Raw genomic sequence first — 18,623 nt, forward strand, 5'->3', positions numbered from 1 at the left:
CTCCGGCAAAGTCGGTCAAGCCGGCTGCGGTGGCCACGAAGGCTCCCGCCAAAACGGCTGCTGTCGCCAAGCAACCTCAAAAAGCAGCCACAAAGCCTGCGTCGGCTTCCAAGAAAAAGGCGTCCACCGCCACGCAAGTGACACCGAAATTGGCCAAGGCCCCCGCCGCGCCAGCCGCCGCCCGGGATACCAAGGCCAAGAAGCCCAAGCTGGTGCGCGACAGTTTCACTATTCCCAAAGATGAATACGCGGTCATAGAAACCCTGAAGCAGCGCTCGGCTGCTCTCGCCCAGCCCGTGAAGAAAAGCGAGCTGTTGCGCGCGGGCCTGAAGGTCCTGGCCGCCATGTCTGACGCCGCCCTGCGCAGCGCGGTACAGGCAGTACCTTCCATCAAGACAGGTCGCCCCAAGGCGGAAGCCGCGCCTGCGGTTCCGGCGCCCGCCACCAAAACGTCGACCAAAGCCTCGCGCAAGTAGCCCCAGCTGTACCGAGGCATACCCTCGGCACAACAGGTCTCAAAGAAACTCGGGGGACTGGACAGTGATCAACAAGGTCTGGCTCTGGTCCAGCCGCTGCCGCTGCCTCAACCACCAGACAGCTCCCTTGCGCACAGCGCATTCCGAAGCCTGCAGCCCCATCAGTTGCGCAATGGTCTGGCCCAGCATGGGTTGATGGCCCACAACCAGCACCGTCCCCTTGGCGCGCGGCCACTGCACAAGGTCCAGCAGATCTTGCGGCGTTCCACCAGGTAACAGCTCGGCGCGCATCTTGAACTTGCGCCCCAGGGCGTTGGCCGTTTGCTCGGTGCGCCGGGCCGGACTGGCAAGCACGCGCAAGCCCTCGGGCAATTGCCGGTCCAGCCAGGCCGCCATGCGCGCTGCCTGCTTTTCCCCGCGCGACGTCAAGGCCCTCGCCAGATCATCGCCCGCCTCTGCGAGCTCCTCTGCCTCCGCATGGCGCCACAGGATGAGGTCCATCATGCCGCCCCCTGGTCCATGCGCGTCCCCGACGGGGCTGGACCGTAGCGAACCATTAGAGCGTTCTGGGCGCCCAACCCATCCTGCGGACGGGGGGCTCGGCTGTAGGAGCCGTCAGCGTTCAGCGTCCATGCATCCCGGTCGTCATGCAAATAGGCGACCAAGCACTCGTCCACAATCTGTTGCCGCAGGCGCGGGTCTGTCACAGGCCAGGCCAACTCCACACGCCGCATCATGTTGCGGTTCATCCAGTCGGCGCTGGAAAGGTACAGATCTTCCTCCCCCCCGCTGCGGAAGTAGAAGACACGTGTGTGCTCCAGGAAGCGGCCGATCACCGAACGTACACGGATGTTGTCGGTCACCCCAGGCACTTGGGCTGCCAGCATGCAAGCTCCCCGCACGATGAGATCAATGCGCGCACCGCGCTGGCCGGCCACGATCAGAGCACGCATCAGGGCCTCGTCGGTCAGGGCATTCATCTTGGCCACGATCCGCGCATCCTCTCCCCGGCTGGCCGCCAGACCCACTTGTTCGATTTTCTCCAGCATTCGCCTGTGCAGATGGAACGGCGCCAGCATCAGCTTGCGCAGCTTGGGCGGGCGGTTCTGGCTCGCAAGGTGATTGAACACCCCGTCCATGTCGGCCGTGGTTTCTTCATCGGCCGTAAGGTAGCTCAGATCGGTATACAGCCGTGCAGTACGTACGTTGTAGTTGCCCGTCGATAGGTGCCCGTAGCGCCGCAGTTTTCGCCCATCCCTGCGCGTAACCAGCAGCATCTTGGCGTGCGTCTTGAGGCCCACTACGCCGTAGACCACCTGGGCGCCAATCGACTCCAGGGCCTCGGCCCAGTTGATATTGGCCTCTTCATCAAAGCGCGCCTTGAGCTCCACCACCGCCATGACCTCTTTGCCACGGCGTACGGCCTCGGTGAGCAGGTCCATGAGTTCGGAGTCCGCGCCGGTGCGGTAGATGGTCTGTTTGATGACAAGCACATCAGGGTCATTGACGGCTTCACGCAAAAAGGCAAGGAGCCCGTCAAAACTCTCGAACGGCTGGTGGATCAGCACATCGTGCTTGCTCAGTTGTTCCAGGATGGACACGCCGGATTGCAGCTGCCGGGGCCACGCGGAATTCCAGGGTGGAAAGAGCAGTTCCGGCGCATCCACCAGATCCACCAGTTGCGTCAAACGCACCAGGTTCACAGGGCCATGCACCCGGTACAAGGCAGCGGCCGGCAAAGCAAACTGCGCCAACAGAAAATCCGACAAAAACTGCGAACACCCGGAGGACACCTCCAGCCGTACCGCCTGCCCATAGTGCCGGTGTTGCAAGCCCTGGCGAAGGGCGGTCCGCAGATTGCGCACATCCTCTTCGTCCAGTGCCAAATCGGAATGTCGCGTCACGCGAAACTGAGAGAACTCCGTGACCTCCCGTCCCGGGAAAAGATCCTCCAGATGCGCGCGAACAATACTGGAGAGGCTCACAAAAAGGGCCTCTCCAGGCGCCACGCGGGCCGGCATGCGGATCAACCTTGGCAGCGCACGCGGCACCTTCACGATGGCGATCTCGTTCTCCCTGCCGAAAGCGTCGTGGCCCTTCAGGCGAACAATGAAGTTCAGCGATTTGTTGGCCACCTGTGGAAACGGATGGGCCGGATCCAGCCCCACCGGAATCAGCAGTGGCCGGACCTCGTTCACAAAATAGTCGTGGACCCAGCGCTTTTGGGCGGGTGATCGCTCACCATACCCCACGATGCGAATCCCGTGCGCAGCAAACGCAGGCACCAGAGACTCGTTGTACAGCGCGTATTGCCGCTCCACCAGGCTGTGTATTTTGGCGGCAATGGCTTCGAACGATGCCGTCGAATAGAGCCCTTTGGTCTCACCTTTTTGCGCAGCAGTAATGTGCGGCGCAGCACGGACCTCAAAAAATTCGTCGAGATTGGACGACACGATGCACAGGTATCGCAACCGTTCCAGCAGTGGCACATCCGGCCTCACAGCCCAGTCGAAAACACGCTCGTTAAAAGCCAGGATGCTGTGATCCCTGTCCAGAAACATGTGAGGGGGCGCGCTGGCGGACTGTGAGAATCCTCCGCTCGTACCACTGTCCGGCGACAGGGAGGCGTTGGCATGCACGAGAGCATCATCGGAAGGCAAAGGCAACATGGGTACGCAAACGCGGCTAATGCAGGATGGCAGCAGTATTTAACGCCCAGATGACAAAGATGTGACAGATTTTGTGACAGTCACACGAGACGAGCCCTGCGCCTGTGCGGGAACCAGATACTGCTCGAACAGCCGGGCGGCATGCGCCCAGGTGAAGTCGAGTGCCCGTGCGCGCGCTTCGGACCGGGGTATCGCCAGTGCCTGCTGGCTTGCCACGAGCAGATCGTCTTGCAGCACGCCCCCTCTGGGCGGCTGACCAGAATGCGCCCCCAACACCTCCATCGGGCCATCCTCAGGGTAGGCGGCCACAGGCGTCCCGCAGGCCATTGCCTCCAGCATGACCAAGCCGAAGGTTTCTGACCGGCTGGGAAACACAAACACATCCGCAGCCGCATACACCTGCGCCAGCGCGGCACGGTCCAGGATGCCCAGCCAACGGACCTGCGGATACTTGGCCTTGAGGCGAGCTTCCAGCGGACCGACCCCGCACACCACCTTGGAGCCTGGTATGTCCAGCTGGAGGAAAGCTTCGATGTTTTTCTCGTACGAAATTCGCCCGACATACAAGGAGACGGGGTGCGCCAAAGCACCCGTGAGCGGGCTCTGGATGGTTGCACCGTGGAACGGAAAAGCCCGTGTGTCCACCCCATGGGTCCATGGGCGTAGATTGCGAAAGCCCCGTCGCTCCAGCATCTGCAAAACGCCTTGCGTAGGCACCATCACCCCCGAAGATGGCTGGTGAAAATGCCGGAACAGCGCATACCCCCATCGCAGTGGAACGCGCAGCGCCGCATGCAGTATTTCCGGAAATCGCGTGTGGAAAGCGGTAGTGAATGCCAACCCCTTGCGCAGGCAATAGCGGCGCCCCGCCCAGCCCAACGGCCCTTCCGTGGCAAGGTGAATGGCATCGGGTTTCATCGCGTCCAGCATCGTCGTCAGCCGCTTCGCCGGGCGCACTGCCAAGTCGATGCCAGGATAGCCGGGGCACGGACGGGTTGCGAACTGGCCGGGGTGCAGCACCTGCACCTCGTGCCCGGCCGCCTCAAGCTCCTGCACCAGCTCCAGCAAGGTGGTGACCACCCCATTGACCTGGGGCAGCCAGGCGTCTGTCAACAAGGCAATTTTCATACAACGGCGGCCGACTCGGACCGGGAAATATTGACGACAGGAGAAGCCGGCCACTGCAGCAGCTCCAGCCTGCCGTCCATGTGCTCGACCAAGGCGGTGTGGCTTTCCACCCAGTCGCCGTCATTGCAGTAAAGGGTCCCACCGATCTCGCGCATCTCGGCACGGTGGATATGGCCGCACACGACGCCGTCATGCCCCCTGCGGCGTGCTTCAGCCGCAACAGCCACTTCAAAGTCGGTGACGTAGTTCAGGGCCTTTTTGACCTTGCCTTTCAGGTAAGCCGACAGAGACCAGTAGGGCAGGCCCATGCGGGCGCGCAGTGTGTTGAGGTACCGGTTGAGCTTGAGCGTGAATTCATAAAGGTTGTCGCCCAGATACGCCAGCCACTTGGCGCACTGGATGACTCCATCAAAATGGTCGCCGTGCGTGACCCAGAGGCTGCGGCCATCCGCCGTGGTGTGCACCGCATCGGCCCGCACCTCGATGCCTCCAAACGAGTGACCTACGAACGCGCGGGCAAATTCGTCGTGGTTGCCCGGCACAAACACCACCCGGCACCCCTTGCGCGCACGGCGCAGCAGCTTTTGCACCACATCGTTGTGGGCCTGTGGCCAGAACCACTTGCGGCGCAGTTGCCAGCCATCGACGATGTCGCCCACAAGGTAGAGGTGATCGCTGGGGTGGTGCTTGAGAAAGTCCAGCAGCGCAACCGCCTGGCAACCCGGCGTGCCCAGATGCAGATCAGAAATAAAGACCGCGCGGTACCGACGATGGCCGGCGGCTGAGGCATGTGCGTCTTCGGACGCGTCCTCGTGGCCCATGGATGGCTCCATCCAGGGCCCCAGGGCATCGAATGCGGCGCGCATCAGGCCCCCAGAAAGTGCTTGCGATAGCGAGGATGCAGGTCCGCCAGGCGCATCAACATCGGCAGGTCTGCCGTGTTGAAGTCTGGATCCCAAGCCGGCGCGCCCAGCACGCGGGCCCCGAGCCGCAGGTAGCCTTTGATCAGCGCCGGTGGCTCCACCGTGATGGATCCGTCGAGTTGCTCCACGGGCAAGGGCAAACGTGGAAGCACGTGGTATTCGATGGGGGCAAGGTGTGTCTTTCGCACCTGCTGCCAGATGCTGGCGGCCGCATCGCCGCTGACAACACCGTTGTGAAGCATGGGGATGCTCGCGCAACCGATCATCGTGTCCAACTGGTTGCGCACCATAAAGTCCGCCAGCGCGCTCCACAAAGCCATGATCACGCCGCCGTGGCGGTGGTCGGGGTGCACACAGCTGCGCCCCAACTCCACCATGCGAGGGCGCAGCGAACGCAGCCGCGTCAGGTCAAACTCGGTATCGCTGTAGGTACCGCCGACGCGCCGGGCCTGGGCCGGAGTGAGCACCCTGTAAGTCCCAATGACTTGCTGGCTCTGGACATCGCGCACCAACAGGTGCTCGCAGTAATCGTCAAAAAGGTCCACGTCATGGCCCGCAATGGGAGTCGTCAATCGAGCGCCCATTTCCGCCGCAAACACGTCGAACCGCAGCCGCTGCGCCTGGCGCACTTCATCTTCATGGCGCGCCCAAGCCACCTGAATAGCGCCGCGTTCCGGCATCGGATGCGCAGCGCCCGTCAAAGCGCCCACCCCTTGAAGCACTCTCGGGGAAGCAACTTCGGCAGACAGCGGTGGTGTCAAGGTGGGCAGTTCATTCATGGTGCAACATCTCCTTGCATGAGGATGGGTTGGGCTGAAGGCACCAACCATGGCCGGGAATCTTTTTTCCCTGCGAGCAAGTGTGGAATTGAGACGTGACGTCGCCATGTCGGAGGCGTGTCAATGTCGTGACAGCCGTTCACGCAGAAGCACCAACGCTCGCCATCGTGCGGACTGCATAATTGATTCAGGAACCCGCACCGTGCATGCTCCCTCCCCCGCTCGCCCCCGGAGCCCTGTTACGGGCCCACTGGTCGTGTTTGTTCTCGCGGCGCTGTGCGCAGGGGTGATGGTGTGGGCGCTGGAGCGCCAGGAGCATGCACAACAGCGCACCCAGGTGGCGGACATGGCTGGCGACCATGTGCAGGCCCTGCAACGCGCCATCGAGCTGGCCCTGTCGGCCAACAACGCCCTGGTGGCCCTCGTGCGCCAGGGAAAAGGCCAGGTAACGCAGTTTGAAGAGATCGGCACCCAGATGCTGCCGTTCTATCCGGGCATCGCCGCCATGGGGCTGTCACCCAACGGGGTGGTCAGGCACGTAGTTCCGCGCCAGGGCAACGAAAACTCCATCGGCTTCGATCAGCTCAACGACCCACGCCAAGGCCCCGAATCCGCCAGGGCACGGGAATCAGGCCGACTGACCCTGGCCGGCCCCATGGAACTGGTGCAAGGTGGCTTGGGAGTGGTGGGGCGCCAGCCTGTTTATCTGGAAGACACACAGGGCCACCGTGCCTTTTGGGGCTTTACCTACGTCACCATCCGATTGCCCGAGGTGCTGGCAGCCGCCCGACTGCCGCAATTGACCCAGCGGGGATACCACTACAGGTTGTGGCGCATCCGGCCCGACACGGGGGAAGAACAGACGATCGCAGCCTCGACCCCACCCGCTGGCCCCGACGCCGTGGGCCGTTCCTTGACGCTGCCCAACGGACAATGGACGTTGAGCCTGGTCCCCATCAAAGGCTGGGGAGACCCGGGCGTGCTGGCCATGCGATGCGCGGTGGCCTTGCTGTTTGCGCTGCTGATGACCTACCTCGCCCGGCTGCTTTTCGAGCTGAAGGCGCATGAGCGCGGTCTGGCCTACCAGGTGGCGCAGCGCACCTCCGAGATCCAGGCCACCCAGCAGCAGTTGCGTGCCACCATCGATGCCATCCCGGACCCGCTTTTCGAGCTTGACCTGGACGGCTTGTACTGCAGCGTGCACAGCCAGCGCGCTGAGTTGCTCATGGCACCCGCAGACATGTTGGTCGGGCACAACGTGACCGAGGTACTGCCTGCGGTGGCCGCACTGTCGGTGATGGACGTGCTGAACGAAGCCCACGCCCAGGGCTGGTCCACCGGTCGGCAGATCGTGCTTGATCTGTCCAGTCTGGGCGCCACCTGGTTTGAGTTGTCTGCGGCGCGCAAGGCCACCTCCCCCAGCGCAAAGCCCAGGTTCATTGTGCTGTCGCGCGACATCACCGAACGCAAGCGGTCCCAGGAGCAGTTGCAGCTCACCGCCCAGGTGTTTGACCAGAGCAGTGAAGCCATCGTGATTGCCGACGCGGCCCATACCATCGTGCGCATCAACCGGGCATTCACACGGATCACCGGGTACACGGAAGCCGAAGCGGTAGGACAGTCCGTGCGTCTGCTCACGGTCGCCGGAGCCGACGATGACTTCCACGCCGATACCGTCTACGCACAGTTGCCGCAGGGCGGAAGCTGGGAGGGCGAGGCCTGGGGGCGCCGCAAGGATGCATCCACCTACCCGCAGTGGCTGTCGGTCAGCAGCGTGCGAGACGGCAATGGCGTTGTAACGCATTCCATCACGCTGTTCCGCGACATCACCCAGCAGCGAGAGGCCCAGGACCGCATTCAACGGCTGGCCCACTTCGACCCGCTCACCAACCTTCCCAACCGCGCGCTCCTGGCGGAACGCGCCCACCGCCACATTGCCGACGAGCAGGAGCGCGGCGGTACGCTGGCCATGCTGTTTCTGGACCTGGACCACTTCAAGAACGTCAATGATTCGCTGGGCCACAGAATCGGCGACATCCTGCTCGTGGCCGTGGCACAAAGGCTTCAGTCTCTCCTGAGGCCCCAGGACACGGTTTCGCGCCTGGGTGGGGACGAATTCCTACTGCTGCTCCCAGCCACTTCCGCCGCTGCCGCCGCCGACAAGGCCACGCAGCTGCTGGCCGCCGTGGCCCAGCCCTTCCAGATTGACCCCTACGAACTCACCACCACCTTGTCGATCGGTATTGCGATGTACCCGGCCGACGGGGAGTCGTTCGACACGCTGTACCAGCGGGCAGACGCCGCCATGTACCGTGCCAAGCAAAACGGGCGTAACCGGTACGGATTCTTCACCGCCGATCTTGAAGCCCGCACCGCCCGTGCCCTCCAGATCGAAAATGCGCTGCGCCGTGCGCTGGAGCGCAACCAGTTTGAGCTGCACTACCAGCCGCAGGTCTCGCTCACCACGCGCCAGGTGGTGGGTGCCGAAGCCCTGCTGCGCTGGCGCCATCCCGAACTGGGCCTGGTGTCGCCAGCGGAGTTCATCCCCGTGGCCGAGAGCAGCGGCATGATCGTGGCAATTGGCGAATGGGTCATCCACACAGCGGTGAGGGACACCAAACGCTGGCTGGATCTGCACCTGCCCCTGCGGGCCGTTTCCGTGAACGTTTCCGCCGTGCAATTCAGGCACCCCCAGTTGCCCGAGATGGTGACCCGCTGCCTGGAACAGGCTGGCCTGCCAGCCCGCAGGCTGGAGCTGGAGCTGACGGAGGGTGCCGCCGTGGACGATCCCGCCGCCGCACTGGCGATGATGGACCAGCTGCACGACCGGGGCGTGCGCCTGTCGATGGATGACTTTGGCACTGGGTACTCATCGCTGAGCTACCTCAAGCGTTTTCAGATCTACAAACTCAAGATCGACCAATCGTTTGTACGCGACCTCGAAGAGGATGCCAACGACCGCGCCATCGTGAGCGCCATCATCCGCATGGCGCAGGCGCTGGGTATGCAAACCACGGCAGAGGGGGTGGAGACCGACGGGCAGCTCGAATTTCTGCGTGCGCAGGGCTGCGACGAAGCGCAGGGCTTTTACTTCAGTCGCCCCCTGCCCGCGGATGCCTTCGAGGCCTACTTGCGCCAGCAGCAGGAGCAGCAGTCGTCGTCGTCGTCAGGCTAGGCACTTGCGCACCGTTGGATGCGTGCGGCATTGCGGCGGTTACCGAAGGTGCCCCCATGGGCTTGTAAGGGAGCGCTGCTACACTTTGGTACAAATTACCCAGGCCGCCAGGCCCTACAGCCCGTACCGGTCTCCATGTTTGCGCCGTACAGAACTCCAGAATTGCAGCGTCCTGGAGTCGCCACCGATACTCCTTTACAACGCGCGCTGCGCGAACAGCAAACCCTGCTCGACAGTGCGGGCGTAGGCATTGTGTTCCTGCGCCAGCGCAGTGTGGTGCGCTGCAACCAGCGGTATGCCGAAATTTTTGGCCATGCCAGCGCCGAGAGCCTGGTCGGGCTGAACACCGAAACCTTCTACCCTTCGCGCGAGGCGTTTCGCGATCTGGGCCGCACAGCCTACCCGGTCCTAGCCCAGGGCCAGGCGTTCCGCGTCGAGCGCCAGCTGCGCCGGCGCGACGGCAGCCTGTTCTGGGGCAGCCTGACCGGGCGGCTCATCAACCCGCACGACACAGCCGAAGGTTCCATCTGGATTCTGGACGACATCGACGAGCAAAAACGTGCGCAGGCTGCACTGGGCGCAGCGGTGCGTGAAAAGCAGCTGCTCTTTGACAGCGCGATGGTGGGGATCGTGTTCCTGCGCGACCGGCGCCTGACCCGCTGCAACCACCACTTCGAACAGATGTTGGGCTACGAGCCCGGTGAACTGGTGGGCAGCCCCTCGCGCCGGTGGTACGCCAGCGACGCTGCGTGGGAAGAGGTCGGCCGCCGATGCTATCCGCAGCTGGCCGCCGGCCACTCCTACGAGGGCGAGCTGGAGCTGTGCCGCAAGGATGGGACCCCCGTGATCTGCGAGGTGCGCAGCAAGTCCATCGACCCAGCCGATCCATCGCAGGGCTCCATCTGGATCACGATGGACATCACGGAGCGCAAGCAGGCGCAGGCCGTGCTTGCCAGTGCCCACGAAGACCTGGAAAGGCAGGTGCAGGACCGCACCCGCGAACTGCGCGAGACCGTGGACAACCTGCACCGTGAGATCAACGACCGCAAGGCCGATCAGGAGCGCATCTACTGGCTGGCCCACTACGACGCCCTGACAGGCCTGCCCAACCGCACGCTGCTGGCAGAACGGGCGCAGGAGGCCATCCGCGTCGCCCAGGAGGGCAACACGCCGCTGGCCCTGATCTTCCTGGACCTGGACCACTTCAAGCATGTGAACGACTCGCTGGGCCACCGCGTGGGCGATACCCTGCTCGTGGAGATCGCCAAGCGGCTGCGGGCCGTGGTGCGCGACAAGGACACCGTGTCGCGCCTGGGCGGCGACGAGTTCATTTTGCTGCTGCCAGGCGCCAATGCCCATGGCGCCGCCCGCGTGGCCGGCAAGCTGCAGGAGGCATCGCGCCAGCACTACCAGATTGACCACCACGAGCTGACCATGGCGCCGTCCATGGGCATCGCGCTATTCCCGCAGGATGGCACGGACTTCGACACGCTGACGCAGTCGGCCGATGTGGCCATGTACCGCGCCAAGCTCGACGGGCGCAACACCTTCAAGTTCTTCACCCCCGAGATGCAGGCGCAGTCGGTGCGCGCCTTGCAGCTTGAAAACGCCCTGCGGCGTGCGCTGGAGCGCAACCAGTTCCACCTGCACTACCAGCCGCAGATGAGCCTGACCAACGGCTCCGTGCGCAGCGTGGAGGCATTGCTGCGCTGGCAACACCCGCAGCTGGGCGCAGTATCGCCGGCAGAGTTCATTCCCATTGCGGAAGACAGCGGGCAGATCCTGCAGATTGGGGAATGGGTGCTGCGCACGGCGCTGTCACAGCTCAAAACCTGGCGCACGAACGGATTCCCCCACCTGACGATGGCGGTGAACCTGTCAGCCATCCAGTTTCGCCAGCCGCAGCTGCCGGAGCTGGTGAGCCGCATGCTGGCCGAGTTCGGGCTGCCGCCCGACTCCCTGGAGCTGGAGTTGACCGAAGGCGTTGCCGTGGACGACCCGCATGCTGCCGTGGCCACCATGGACCAGTTGCACGCACGCGGCGTGCGCATGTCGATGGACGACTTTGGCACCGGCTACTCATCGCTGAGCCAGCTCAAGCGCTTTCAGATCTTCAAGCTCAAGATCGACCAGTCGTTCGTGCGCGACCTGGGTGATGACGGCAACGACCGCGCCATCGTCAGCGCCATCATCCGCATGGCCCAGGCGCTGGGCATGCGCACCACGGCCGAAGGCGTGGAGACCGAAGGTCAACTGGCCTACCTGCGCGAACAAGGGTGCGACGAGGCGCAGGGCTACCACTTCAGCATGCCGCTGTCCGCGCCCGAGCTGGAAGCCTTCATGCGGCGGCAGTTGCATTGACCGACACTGCCCCATGCTGGCCAAAGGGCTCGTGCGGCGGCCAAGGAATGCATCGGTGGACGCAGCAGGGGCATAAGCCCATCGACTCGAAAAATAGCATGAAAACAGGGCCTAGCGCTTGATAGGAATGCGCAAGCAGCTATAAATTCAGTAGCAAATACACCCAATCTGCAGGACCGAGGCTCCTGGGGCAGTGCGGGCTTTCAGCAGTCAGCATCCCATGCATCGTCGCCCAGGTCAGTCCCTGCGAGCGCAGTTCAGCGGATCGGAAACGCGTACATCAGGCCCTGCTTGCTCCACAGGTTATTGAGGCCGCGCGACAGCCCCAGTGCCGACTTCTGACCGACGTTGCGCTCGAAAATCTCGCCGTAGTTGCCGGTGGTCTTGAGGGCGCGCAGCAACCAGTCCCGGTCCAGCCCCAGGAGCTTTCCGGTGTCTTCCGAAGTACCCACCATGCGTTGCACCACCGGGTGGGCGCTGCTGGATTTCAGCGAATCCGCATTGGCTTTCGTCACACCATACTCTTCGGCTTCGATCAGGCCGTAGATCACCCACTTGACCACCGCAAACCACTCGTCGTCACCCCGCCGCACCAAGGGCCCCAAGGGTTCCTTGGAGATGAGTTCCGGCAAGATGGTGTGCATTGCCGCGCCTTGTGAAACACCGCTGCGCAAGGCTGCCAGGCCCGATGCATCGGTGGTGAATGCGGTGCACCGCCCCGCCAGATAGGCGGCCGTTGCAGCATCTACCTTCTCAAACATCACGGGTTTGATGTCGAGGCCGTTGGCACGGGAATAGTCGGCCAGGTTTTTTTCGGTGGTGGTGCCCGACTGCACACACACGGTCTGTCCCTTGAGCTGGCGGATGCTCCTGATCCTGCTCTTGGCAGGCACCATGAAACCCTGGCCGTCGTAGTAGGTAACGACCGTCTGGTGCAGACCCATCGATGCATCGCGCGCCAGCGAAAAGGTGGTGTTGCGCGAAAGCACGTCCACCTCGCCGGATTGCAAGGCCGTGAAACGCTGCGGCACGTCCAACGGCACGTACTTGACTTTCTTGCCGTCGCCCAGCACGGCGGCTGCAAGTGCCCTGCAGACATCCACGTCAAGTCCGGACCACTTGCCGCTGGAGTCTGCCATCGCAAACCCGGCCAGCCCTGTATTGACGCCACACACCACCTGCCCGCGCGCCCTGATACCGTCGAGAGTCTTGCCCGCATGGGCCACGGGAGCGGCCAGCAACGCGGGCACAACGATGGCGCCCATTGCGGCGATCTGGCCAAACACTGTCTTCATGCGGTCAGGTCTCCGGGAGGGTGATTCACGGTGCCGCCAATGGCGCAGGCCCTGCCCCATCCAGCATCTTCTGCAGAAATTGCGCCTGCCCCATGCTGGGGTCCAGGGTGTAGGCAGCAAAGCCTTCCCGTTCGTACGCGCGCATTGCACTGTGGTTGCCCGAAAGCACTTCGAGCGTGAGCTTGCAGGCACCGCGCTCGCGGGCCAGCGCTTCCACCCGGTGCAGCATGCGCTGGGCGATGCGGTGGCCGCGCCAGCCGGGTGCCACCACCACGTCATGCACGTTGACCAGAGGCCGGCAGGCAAAGGTCGAAAAGCCCTCCAGGCAATTGATCAGCCCCACGGGCACCTCGCCGTGTGGCGCCAAAGCGTCCGCCGCCCAGGCCATCACGCTGAAAGCCTGCGGCCGCTGGCGCAGCGCCTCGGGCAAGCCCCGCTGGACCTCGGCGCTCAGTGGAACGCCACCACCCGCCACGTCCCTTGCATAGCCGTCGAGCAGTTCGACCAACGCCCGCGCTTCGCGGGCATTGCCGTAGTCCACGGAACGGACGGTGATGGTGGAAGGTATGTCAGTGTTTGAAGGCATCTATGGGGTTCCTGGTCGGCGGCAAAGGCCGCAGCGTAGCGGATCGTGCGGCGCGCCAACGGTGGAAGGAGCTCTCGGCGGGATCACCATCAGCCAGCACGGGCCGCGTCGGCCAACCTTTGCGCGCAGGAACTGGCCATTTGCGCATCACGGGCCTCCACCATCACCCGCAGCAGCGGCTCGGTACCACTCGCGCGGATCAGCACGCGGCCTGACGCGCCCAGTTCCTGCTCGACGGCCTGGGTCGTGTCAGCCAGCAAGCGGTTGGCCTTCCAGTCCTGGCCAGGGGCCAGCCGCACATTCAGCAGCACCTGCGGATAGAGCGTTATGTCGGCCAACAGTTGCGCCAAGGTACGGCCACTGCGCACACAGGCCTGCAGCACCTGCAAAGCACTCACCAAGCCGTCGCCGGTGGTATGGCGGTCCAGCGCCAGCAGATGGCCCGAGCCCTCGCCGCCCAGCACCCACTGGTGCCGCGCCAGCTCTTCAAGCACATAGCGGTCCCCCACCTTGGCCCGCACAAACTTCACGCCCTTTGCCTTCAGCGCCACCTCCACTGCCATGTTGGTCATCAGGGTGCCCACGACACCCGGCACATGCTCATCGCGGCCCATGCGGTCCGAAGCCATCAGGTACAAAAGCTCGTCGCCGTTGTACAGGCGCCCGGTGGCATCGACGATCTGCAGGCGGTCCGCGTCGCCATCGAGCGCAATGCCATAGTCGGCGTGGTTGGCGCGCACGGCCCGCACGAGCGCATCAGGATGGGTGGCTCCCACCTCGTGGTTGATGTTGAGGCCGTCGGGTGAGCAGCCAATCGACAGCACTTCGGCACCCAGCTCGTGGAAGACCTTGGGTGCCACCTGGTAGGCCGCGCCATGCGCGGCATCGACGACGATCTTGAGGCCCTTGAGGGTCAGGTCCTGCGGAAACGTGCTCTTGCAGAACTCAATGTAGCGGCCCGCCGCATCATCGAGCCGCCGCGCCTTGCCCAGGCTGGCCGAATCGGCCCACACCGGGGGTTCGCCCAGGGCCGCTTCCACGGCCTGCTCCCACGTGTCGGGCAACTTGGTGCCCTGTGCACTGAAAAACTTGATGCCGTTGTCGGGATAGGCGTTGTGGCTGGCGCTGATGACCACCCCCAGGCTGGCGCGTTGTGCGCGGGTCAGGTAGGCCACGCCCGGGGTGGGCAAAGGACCCAGCAGCACCACATCCACGCCCGCGGAGTTGAAGCCTGACTCCAGCGCGCTTTCCAGCATGTAGCCTGAAATGCGGGTGTCCTTGCCGATCAGCACCGTGGGGCGCTCCTCGGTCCTGCGCAACACTCGCCCGACGGCATGGGCCAGGCGCAGAACAAAATCCGGGGTGATGGGTGGCTGCCCGACGGTGCCACGAATGCCATCGGTTCCAAAGTATTGGCGCGTCATGTTCTAGCGTCTCCTCGTGTGAATCTCATTGTTTGTTATCCATCGCCAAAGGGTCTGGCATGCGCCCATCCATACAACGCCCCAGCCTCCGGAAGACCCCGTCAGACCGCTTGCATTGCACGCCACACCGCGAGCGCCGCCACGGTTTCGCGGACATCGTGCACGCGCACCACAGAAGCTCCACGCTCCACGGCCAACACCGCCGCCGCCACGCTGGGCACCATGCGCTGCTCTACCGCCAGGCCCGTCACCGCGCCCAGCGAGGACTTGCGGGACCAGCCTGCCAGAAGAGGATAGCCTGCAGCCCGCAGCACCGACTGGTGCGCCAGCAGCGCAAAATTCTGTTCCACCGTTTTGCCAAAACCAATACCCGGGTCCAGCACAATCCGGTTCTTTTCGACCCCTAGCGCTTGCAGGTCAAGCGCAGAGCGCTGCAAAAAGTATAGTACCTGCTGTACCACATCGCCCTCCATCGGGGCCATCTGCATGGTTTGGGGGTCGCGGTGCATGTGCATCAGACACACCCCACATTGCGGGTGCGATGCCACCACCTCTGCGGCACCCGGCTGGCGCAATGCCCAGATGTCATTGATGATGTCCGCGCCCAGGTCCAGCACCGCGCGCATGACCTCGGGCTTGTAGGTATCGATGGAGATAGGCACCCCCAGGGACACCGCGCCCTGCACCAGAGGCACCACCCGCGCCAGCTCTTCGTCCAGCGGCACCGCCGGACTGCCGGGGCGCGTGGACTCCCCGCCAATGTCCAGAATGTGTGCACCGTCGCGCAGCAACTGCTCGCAATGCCGCAGGGCCGCAGCGGTGGAGCCATGCCGCCCGCCGTCGGAGAACGAGTCCGGCGTGGCATTGACGATGCCCATCACGCGGGGCTCGGCCAGGTCAATAGAGAAACGGGAGGTCTGCCAGATCATGGGGGGATCGAGAAAAGGTCACAGGCGCCTTCCTGGTGGAGGTCGGGAGGCAGCACAACACCACCCATGAAAAACGGGGCACAAGGCCCCGTGAGAACGGATGGACCGGCCAGCAATCAGGCGGCCGATGGTGCGGTGTCCGTCGTCACCGCAGGCGTGCCGCCGCTGGAGTTGTCGCCGCCCGAGGGAGGTGTACGGGGCGTCCAGTCCTTGGGAGGACGGGGCTCCTTGCCAGCCATGATGTCGTCCAACTGCTCGGTGTCGATGGTTTCCCATTCGAGCAAGGCCTTGGCCATGGCGTGCATCTTGTCGCTGTTCTCTTCGATCAGGCGGCGGGCCAGGTTGTACTGCTCATCGATGATGCGGCGCACTTCCATGTCCACCTTTTCCATGGTCTGCTCGCTCATGGTCGTGGTCTTGGTCACCGAACGGCCCAGGAACACTTCGCCTTCGTTCTCGGCGTAGACCATAGGCCCCAGGGCATCGGTCATGCCGTAGCGGGTGACCATGTCGCGGGCAATGTGCGTGGCACGCTCGAAGTCATTGCTGGCCCCAGTGGTCATCTGGTTCATGAACACTTCTTCAGCGATGCGGCCACCAAACAGCATGCTGATCTGGTTGAGCATGTATTCGCGATCGTAGCTGTAGCGGTCCTGGGCAGGCAAGCTCATCGTCACGCCCAGGGCACGGCCACGGGGAATGATGGTGACCTTGTGCACGGGGTCGCACTTGGGCAGCAGCTTGCCAATGAGGGCGTGGCCAGACTCGTGGTAGGCCGTGTTGCGGCGCTCTTCCTCGGGCATGACCATGCTCTTGCGCTCGGGGCCCATGAGGATCTTGTCCTTGGCCTTCTCAAAGTCCTGCATCTCCACGGTGCGCGCATTGCGGCGCGCAGCCATCAGGGCAGCTTCATTGCACAGGTTGGCCAGATCGGCACCGCTCATGCCAGGGGTGCCACGGGCAATGATGCCAGGGGCCACGTCCTGACCAATCGGGATCTTGCGCATGTGCACGTTCAGGATCTGCTCGCGGCCACGGATATCGGGCAGCGTCACATAGACCTGACGGTCGAAACGGCCAGGGCGCAGCAGGGCGGCGTCCAGGATGTCGGGGCGGTTGGTGGCAGCCACCACGATCACGCCCAAGTTGGTTTCGAAGCCGTCCATCTCAACCAGCATCTGGTTGAGGGTCTGTTCGCGCTCGTCATTGCCACCGCCCAGGCCAGCACCACGCTGGCGGCCCACCGCGTCGATTTCATCGATGAAGATGATGCACGGAGCGTTCTTCTTGGCGTTGTCGAACATGTCGCGCACACGGGCCGCACCCACGCCGACAAACATTTCCACAAAGTCGGAGCCAGAGATGCTGAAGAACGGCACCTTGGCTTCGCCTGCGATGGACTTGGCCAGCAGGGTCTTGCCGGTACCGGGAGGGCCAACCAGCAGCAGGCCGCGCGGAATACGCCCGCCGAGCTTCTGGAATTTCTGCGGGTCTTTCAGGAAGTCCACGACTTCCTTGACTTCTTCCTTGGCCTCGTCGCAACCCGCCACGTCCGCGAACGTGACCTGGTTGTTGTTTTCGTCGAGCATGCGCGCCTTGCTCTTGCCGAAGCTGAAGGCGCCGCCCTTGCCGCCGCCCTGCATCTGACGCATGAAGTACACCCACACGCCGATCAGTAGCAGCATGGGGCCCCAGCTGACCAAGAGGGTCATGAGCAGGGAGCCTTCTTCACGGGGCTTGACGTCGAACTTGACGTTGTTGTTGATGAGATCGCCCACAAGGCCACGGTCCAGATAGGTGGCGGTCGTGCGGATCTTGCGGTCGTCATTGGTGACGGCCACGATCTCGGTGCCGCCCTGGCCTTCCTGGATGGTCGCGCTCTTGATGCGGTTGCTGCGGACTTCCTCCAGGAACTCCGAGTAGCCGACGTGGCCTGCACTGGCTCCGGCACGGGTGTCAAACTGTTTGAACACCGTGAACAGCACCATGGCAATAACCAGCCACACGGCAATTTTTGAAAACCACTGATTGTTCAAGCGGGGCTCCAGTTGCGGGAAACAGAAAACGGACACACTGCCGTCATGGCACGCATGTGCGGCCCATTTTAGGTGTTTCAAGCCACCCGGCCATCCCTATTCCCCCTAGCGGCCATGGAAACAGCACGGGCTTTAGGGTCGAAATTCACGGATTCTTGACCTGAGGCAAGCCCGTTCAGGCGGTCTTCTTGAGGCCCATGCCCACCAGAAAGGTCTCGGACGATTTGTCGCGGGAGGCCTTGGGCTTCAACGGCTTGACCACTTTGAAGGTCTGTTTGAACAGCGTGACCAGATCGCTGTAGCCGCTGCCATGGAACAGCTTGACCACCAGGGCCCCATCCGGTTTCAAATGGTTGCAAGCAAACTCCACAGCCAGTTCGACCAGATGGGCAATGCGCGCAGCGTCGGCCGATTCGATACCGGACAGATTGGGAGCCATGTCCGAAACGACAACATCCACCACCCGGCCATCCAGGGCCTGCTCCAGGCGCTCCAGCACCTCCGCCTCACGAAAATCACCGTTGATATAGGTAACGCCCTCGATGGGCTCCATGGGCAGAAGGTCTAGCGCAATGATGGTGCCGTTGAGTTGGCCCGCTGCAGCCCCCCCGGGCGACATGCGCCTGCGCAGGTACTGGCTCCAGGCGCCCGGTGTGGAACCCAGATCCACCACGGTGTAACCGGGTTTGATGAGGCCCAGCTGTTCGTCGATTTCCTTGAGCTTATAGGCGGCGCGTGCCCGGTATCCCTCTTTCTGGGCCAATTTGACATAGGTGTCGTTGACATGGTCGTTCAACCACGCCTTGTTGACCTTCTTGCTTTGGGTTTTGACTTTCATACCG

14 protein-coding genes are annotated in these 18,623 nt (G+C 63.4%); 3 read left to right on the plus strand and 11 right to left on the minus strand.

The window, feature by feature from the left end; all coding sequences use genetic code 11:
* The coding region (locus NFX52_RS11380; protein WP_289781592.1) for a hypothetical protein at window positions 1–476 on the plus strand (476 nt) is incomplete at its 5' end.
* Between the two features lie 39 nt (window positions 477–515).
* Here NFX52_RS11380 and NFX52_RS11385 read toward each other — a convergent pair.
* From NFX52_RS11385 to NFX52_RS11405, 5 genes are read right to left on the minus strand one after another with little or no spacing between them, the layout of a single operon-like run.
* Entirely contained in the window at window positions 516–980 is a 465-nt protein-coding gene (locus NFX52_RS11385; protein ID WP_055398215.1) for a SixA phosphatase family protein, read from the minus strand.
* A complete protein-coding gene (gene ppk1 / locus NFX52_RS11390) occupies window positions 977–3,145 on the minus strand; it encodes a polyphosphate kinase 1 (RefSeq protein ID WP_255572550.1) in 2,169 nt (722 codons plus the stop codon). The genes NFX52_RS11385 and ppk1 overlap by 4 nt, the downstream gene beginning before the upstream one ends.
* A 39-nt stretch (window positions 3,146–3,184) precedes the next feature.
* The gene (locus NFX52_RS11395) at window positions 3,185–4,273 is read right to left on the minus strand and encodes a glycosyltransferase family 4 protein (RefSeq protein WP_055398216.1); all 1,089 of its coding nucleotides are present in this window, start codon (window positions 4,271–4,273) and stop codon (window positions 3,185–3,187) included.
* Window positions 4,270–5,139, minus strand: coding sequence for a UDP-2,3-diacylglucosamine diphosphatase (locus tag NFX52_RS11400; protein WP_055398217.1), 870 nt, complete (start codon window positions 5,137–5,139; stop codon window positions 4,270–4,272). Before NFX52_RS11400 ends, NFX52_RS11395 begins: the two co-directional genes overlap by 4 nt.
* On the minus strand, window positions 5,139–5,975 hold the full coding sequence (locus NFX52_RS11405; RefSeq protein ID WP_055398218.1) for a GNAT family N-acetyltransferase: 837 nt from the start codon (window positions 5,973–5,975) through the stop codon (window positions 5,139–5,141). The genes NFX52_RS11400 and NFX52_RS11405 overlap by 1 nt, the downstream gene beginning before the upstream one ends.
* Window positions 5,976–6,264: 289 nt before the next feature.
* On the opposite strand from NFX52_RS11405, the gene NFX52_RS11410 reads away from it, so the two are divergent.
* The gene (locus NFX52_RS11410; RefSeq protein WP_238385597.1) at window positions 6,265–9,150 is read left to right on the plus strand and encodes a bifunctional diguanylate cyclase/phosphodiesterase; all 2,886 of its coding nucleotides are present in this window, start codon (window positions 6,265–6,267) and stop codon (window positions 9,148–9,150) included.
* A 135-nt stretch (window positions 9,151–9,285) separates the two neighbouring features.
* Window positions 9,286–11,511: a sensor domain-containing protein gene (locus NFX52_RS11415; protein ID WP_055398220.1), complete on the plus strand. Its 2,226-nt coding sequence runs from the start codon at window positions 9,286–9,288 to the stop codon at window positions 11,509–11,511.
* 257 nt (window positions 11,512–11,768) lie between these two features.
* On the opposite strand, the gene NFX52_RS11420 is transcribed toward NFX52_RS11415, so the two are convergent.
* The 6 genes from NFX52_RS11420 to NFX52_RS11445 form a co-directional block, all read right to left on the minus strand.
* Window positions 11,769–12,806, minus strand: a complete 1,038-nt coding sequence (locus NFX52_RS11420) for an amino acid ABC transporter substrate-binding protein (protein ID WP_055398221.1) — start codon at window positions 12,804–12,806, stop codon at window positions 11,769–11,771.
* A 25-nt stretch (window positions 12,807–12,831) separates the two neighbouring features.
* Window positions 12,832–13,392, minus strand: coding sequence for a GNAT family N-acetyltransferase (locus tag NFX52_RS11425; RefSeq protein WP_055398222.1), 561 nt, complete (start codon window positions 13,390–13,392; stop codon window positions 12,832–12,834).
* 89 nt (window positions 13,393–13,481) lie between these two features.
* Complete coding sequence (glmM, locus tag NFX52_RS11430; RefSeq protein WP_055398223.1) at window positions 13,482–14,816, minus strand: phosphoglucosamine mutase; 1,335 nt, start codon at window positions 14,814–14,816, stop codon at window positions 13,482–13,484.
* A 101-nt stretch (window positions 14,817–14,917) separates the two neighbouring features.
* On the minus strand, window positions 14,918–15,745 hold the full coding sequence (gene folP / locus NFX52_RS11435; protein WP_055398224.1) for a dihydropteroate synthase: 828 nt from the start codon (window positions 15,743–15,745) through the stop codon (window positions 14,918–14,920).
* Window positions 15,746–15,861: 116 nt separating this feature from the next.
* On the minus strand, window positions 15,862–17,781 hold the full coding sequence (gene ftsH / locus NFX52_RS11440) for an ATP-dependent zinc metalloprotease FtsH (RefSeq protein ID WP_055398225.1): 1,920 nt from the start codon (window positions 17,779–17,781) through the stop codon (window positions 15,862–15,864).
* Between the two features lie 175 nt (window positions 17,782–17,956).
* Window positions 17,957–18,619, minus strand: a complete 663-nt coding sequence (locus NFX52_RS11445) for an RlmE family RNA methyltransferase (RefSeq protein ID WP_055398226.1) — start codon at window positions 18,617–18,619, stop codon at window positions 17,957–17,959.
* Window positions 18,620–18,623: the final 4 nt, after the last annotated feature.

The sequence above is a fragment of the Acidovorax facilis genome, from assembly GCF_023913775.1.
Classification (GTDB): domain Bacteria; phylum Pseudomonadota; class Gammaproteobacteria; order Burkholderiales; family Burkholderiaceae_C; genus Acidovorax; species Acidovorax facilis.

Bases quoted from the DNA above. Each gene is read 5' to 3' on its own strand.
- NFX52_RS11385 (WP_055398215.1), bottom strand. From the start codon at position 980: ATGATGGACCTCATCCTGTGGCGCCATGCGGAGGCAGAGGAGCTCGCA.
- ppk1 (WP_255572550.1), bottom strand. From the start codon at position 3,145: ATGTTGCCTTTGCCTTCCGATGATGCTCTCGTGCATGCCAACGCCTCC.
- NFX52_RS11395 (WP_055398216.1), bottom strand. From the start codon at position 4,273: ATGAAAATTGCCTTGTTGACAGACGCCTGGCTGCCCCAGGTCAATGGG.
- NFX52_RS11400 (WP_055398217.1), bottom strand. From the start codon at position 5,139: ATGCGCGCCGCATTCGATGCCCTGGGGCCCTGGATGGAGCCATCCATG.
- NFX52_RS11405 (WP_055398218.1), bottom strand. From the start codon at position 5,975: ATGAATGAACTGCCCACCTTGACACCACCGCTGTCTGCCGAAGTTGCT.
- NFX52_RS11410 (WP_238385597.1), top strand. From the start codon at position 6,265: ATGGTGTGGGCGCTGGAGCGCCAGGAGCATGCACAACAGCGCACCCAG.
- NFX52_RS11415 (WP_055398220.1), top strand. From the start codon at position 9,286: ATGTTTGCGCCGTACAGAACTCCAGAATTGCAGCGTCCTGGAGTCGCC.
- NFX52_RS11420 (WP_055398221.1), bottom strand. From the start codon at position 12,806: ATGAAGACAGTGTTTGGCCAGATCGCCGCAATGGGCGCCATCGTTGTG.
- NFX52_RS11425 (WP_055398222.1), bottom strand. From the start codon at position 13,392: ATGCCTTCAAACACTGACATACCTTCCACCATCACCGTCCGTTCCGTG.
- glmM (WP_055398223.1), bottom strand. From the start codon at position 14,816: ATGACGCGCCAATACTTTGGAACCGATGGCATTCGTGGCACCGTCGGG.
- folP (WP_055398224.1), bottom strand. From the start codon at position 15,745: ATGATCTGGCAGACCTCCCGTTTCTCTATTGACCTGGCCGAGCCCCGC.
- NFX52_RS11445 (WP_055398226.1), bottom strand. From the start codon at position 18,619: ATGAAAGTCAAAACCCAAAGCAAGAAGGTCAACAAGGCGTGGTTGAAC.